The following is a 3,773-nucleotide window of genomic DNA, read 5'->3' as shown; positions in this document are numbered from 1 at the left end:
TTGCTTCTTCGCTAAGAACATCATGAAGTTCCTAAGGGGACTTCTTTGTCTCATTTTCGAAAAATCGGGCTTGAAGACCTTCCAAAAGAGAATTATGAGCATTTTTGACAGCATGGAGGCTGTATTAACCACACCACAAGGCTGTGTGAAAGAAATAAATTAGCAGACCCTAAGTATGAAAAAGCAGGAGCCGCGTTGATAGCAACTCCTGCCCATACTTGTCAATCTGCGCAGTTCTATTCCTTATGAAGTTGCTCCCCAGCAGAGCTTCACTACGCTTCAAACTGCAAACCAAAGGTACAATATGTAATCTGCTTCAACGAAGAAACATCGGAAAAAATCATCCTGCAATTTGAGCTATAGGATACATACTTCTCAAAATCATCCTGCAAAATGAGCTATACGCCTAATTTCATCATGAATTTTTGTTCTGCTCTTACAGCCTATTGTTTCTTTGACAATAAGCCGGAGGCACTGCCGGTACACGTAGAGAAATCAAGGCAATTGGAACTTTTCTAAAGATTTTCTTATCCCGAACTTGCGTAATTTATATTAAAGTTTTAATGAAAATATATATATAAATTTGGTGATATGTTTTTTTTTTTTTACTTTGTACAAGTTTTCATAAACTAATGAATCTTTAAAATAATACTTGAGTATTGAGTCTATTTTTAATATTGACCATATAGTAGATAAGATGCTATGAAATGAACAACTTAAAAAATACAAATTTATGAATAAAAAAATGTTATCATTACTTTTATTTGTTAGTTTGACATTCTTTTGTAATGTAACGTTGAATGCACAAGTGGAGCATTGTGGTATTGTTGAATATCATGAAAGTGCAAAGCATTTACATTTAATTGAAAAAACTATTAAACCCCAAATCCCCTCTTCATCATATAACGTTAAAAAGATAAAATCTCGTATGGGCAAATTTATTGTCAATTATGATGATAATTATTTTATGACAGAGGGCGTTCTTCATTGTCTTAAGTTGGCAATTGATACATGGGAAGATAGAATTATTATAAAAAAACCGATAAATTTCTTTGTACGCATATCCGAAAAAATGGATACTGATTTGGCCATTTCTACAAAAGTAGGATATTCACGTTACAAAGTGGGAGAATTTGAAGCCCTACCTGATAACCTTTACAATCAATTCTATAAAGGGACGAACTTTAATGATACCATAACAATTAACGCATTGTTGAATTGGGATTCTTCATGGCAATACGATACTGCGTATAGTGGCACAATAAATATGTCAAACGCTTTCTTACGAAATATTGCAAGAATTCTTGGATTTGGGTGCTCGGTTGTAATTCGTGATTCAGGACTAGGATTTAAGGTTAATCGGTTTTCTTCGCCGTTTGATAGACTGCTGACAAATGATGAGATATTTCTATCTGAACTTAAAAAGGAAGGTAAACCTATTGATTTTGAACGATTTTTTTCTTCTAAATTATATTTAAAATCCAACAAATACAAATACGCAATGTATAATTGTGGGCATTTTGAATCGGAAAAGAGCGGTGTGTATTTCAACTTGGGATATGATAATATAATGGAATATCCATTAAAAGAAAAAAACAAATTAATGAATATTAATAACGAAACATTAAATGTTATTTCTGATATTGGCTGGCAAACATATCTACATGATTTATGTATTACCTGTGATAGTGTAGATATATTGGGTTGCGGTTCTATATTTAACAAACAAATTTTTAACATTGTCAATCCTATAGATGGTAAGAAACTAAAAGGTGATTGGTTTTATCAAATTTATAATACGATTACTTGTAAGTATGAAAATATATCGATGAAGCCTCACTCAGAGGTTTTTGTAGTTACTCCAAATATTATAGAAAAATCTTTTGATGAATTTTTATACCAACAAGGAAGGATCGTATGTAAGGTTGGAAACAAAGAATATACACGCATTATATCGCTTGATGTTAGACCGTTAATTAAAGATGTTAGAATTACTAATGTGAGAGATGTAAATAAAGACTTTTATCAGTTTGATATTGATATAAAGGGAATGGGGGCCAATAATGGAACGGTAGTGGTATCTGATGATACTGGTGTAACGAATTGTTATGATTATTCTGATGGTACTATTCATGTATCACCTATGGTTAAAGGAAGTAAAGTATATATAGACGTTTCTTTGGAGAATGATTATGGCGAGTCAGGAAGATTCATGGAGGTTGGTTGCTTATATCCTTCTGCGATGCTGAACAATAAAAAAAATGATATTTTTCATGTTGATGTAAAAATAAATAACAATGGAGCCGAAAATAAAATTAAAGCAGGTGATTTGGTTACGCTGTCATTGCTAAATGATAATAATATTGAAATAGACTCTGTCGAATGGAGAATATATCTTAAGCAATTGAATGGTGAAGACTATTACTGTACGTTGTCTAAAGATAAACAATTTTCTTTCACGAACAGCCCTGGTATGTTCAATTGCTATTTCTCTAAGCCATATAATAAATTCATGCAAGGTTATAATTGGGAGGATTTAAAGGAAGTTAATCCTGATAGTTGTTTCTACGCCTGCAAAATTTATTATAAAGAAGGAAGTGATAGGGTGTCTAAATATATATGTTCTGATTTTATTCCTTTTGATGTGTTACCAACAGACCCTGTTATTTCTATCTCTAAAATTTGGGTTCCAGATTGGGCAGATGATTTCCCTATATGTAGAATAATGATAGATGGGGAAAATTATGATTGTGGCATTGTTATGATTGCGGAATATAATAATAATATTGGTGTACATGTTGATGATATTTTTTATGAAATACCAGATACTGGACTTTTAGTATATCCCGGACATTGGGATAACGGTATATATTGTTGGACAATAAATAAGTATGGTCAAGCTATGAGTTCTATAATAAAACCATCAACTGTAGGTATAAGTCAAGAATATGGTGACAATGTTGATTTGTTTGTTGAGGATAAAGAAATCATTATTAAAAGTCCAAATTCAGTAGACGTATATATCTATAATATTAATGGTACTTTAGAAAAAGTATCAAAAAATTCTACTATGTATACAACCGTTTTGAACAAGGGTGTATATGTAATAAAAATATTCAATAATAACACAAACAAAGTATTAACTAATAAAGTATGTATAAAATGAAAAGACAGTTTTTTATTTTAATAACCCTTTTAATTGGGGTTACATTGGGATTCGCACAGAAAAATCCAAATATTGTATATGCCTCTGATAACTCTAAAATCAAATTAGATTTGCCGTCAACAAGAAATGTTTATGGTGGAACTATAATCAATGTCAAATATAAAGGTACGAGAATATCTTCTACCCAAAAAGGAGCATTTGAATATGCGTGCAAACTTGTTGAGGAAAATATACCTACAACTTTTCCTATAAATATTACTGTTGGGTTCGAAAATTTGCAAGATGATGATTGTCTTGCTTTGGTTGAAACATATTCTGTTCCTTTCGATACACCTATTTCTAACAAAAGGATAGATAAAGTTTATCTAGGGTCTGCTAATTAACTATAACTATCTGACAATTAACTATTTATGTTGTATAAAATTTGGTCAATTCGCCCAAAATGACTACCTTTGGATGTTAAAACATTCAAGAATCTATATGAAATACTACTCACAATATCGCAGTCACGACCTGTTTGAACTTCAGGAGTCACTTTCGGGATTGAGCAAATCTAACCGTTGGGTCAAGCTGGCCGATCATCTTCCCTGGGACAGGATAGAGAGGG

General features: G+C 31.8%; 2 protein-coding genes and 1 pseudogene. All 3 read left to right on the top strand.

Annotated features, from left to right (window positions below; translation table 11 throughout):
- Nucleotides 1–408 precede the first annotated feature (408 nt).
- A pseudogene (locus tag C1709_RS01005) lies at nucleotides 409–519 on the top strand (IS982 family transposase); the annotation flags it as partial.
- Between the two features lie 214 nt (nucleotides 520–733).
- Nucleotides 734–3,166, top strand: a complete 2,433-nt coding sequence (locus tag C1709_RS00010; RefSeq protein ID WP_102284947.1) for a T9SS type A sorting domain-containing protein — start codon at nucleotides 734–736, stop codon at nucleotides 3,164–3,166.
- Complete coding sequence (locus C1709_RS00005) at nucleotides 3,163–3,549, top strand: hypothetical protein (RefSeq protein WP_146035426.1); 387 nt, start codon at nucleotides 3,163–3,165, stop codon at nucleotides 3,547–3,549. The genes C1709_RS00010 and C1709_RS00005 overlap by 4 nt, the downstream gene beginning before the upstream one ends.
- Nucleotides 3,550–3,773: the final 224 nt, after the last annotated feature.

This window comes from Metaprevotella massiliensis (assembly GCF_900241015.1).
Note: the sequence above shows the minus strand (reverse complement) of the source record. Positions and strands in the feature narration are given on the sequence as shown.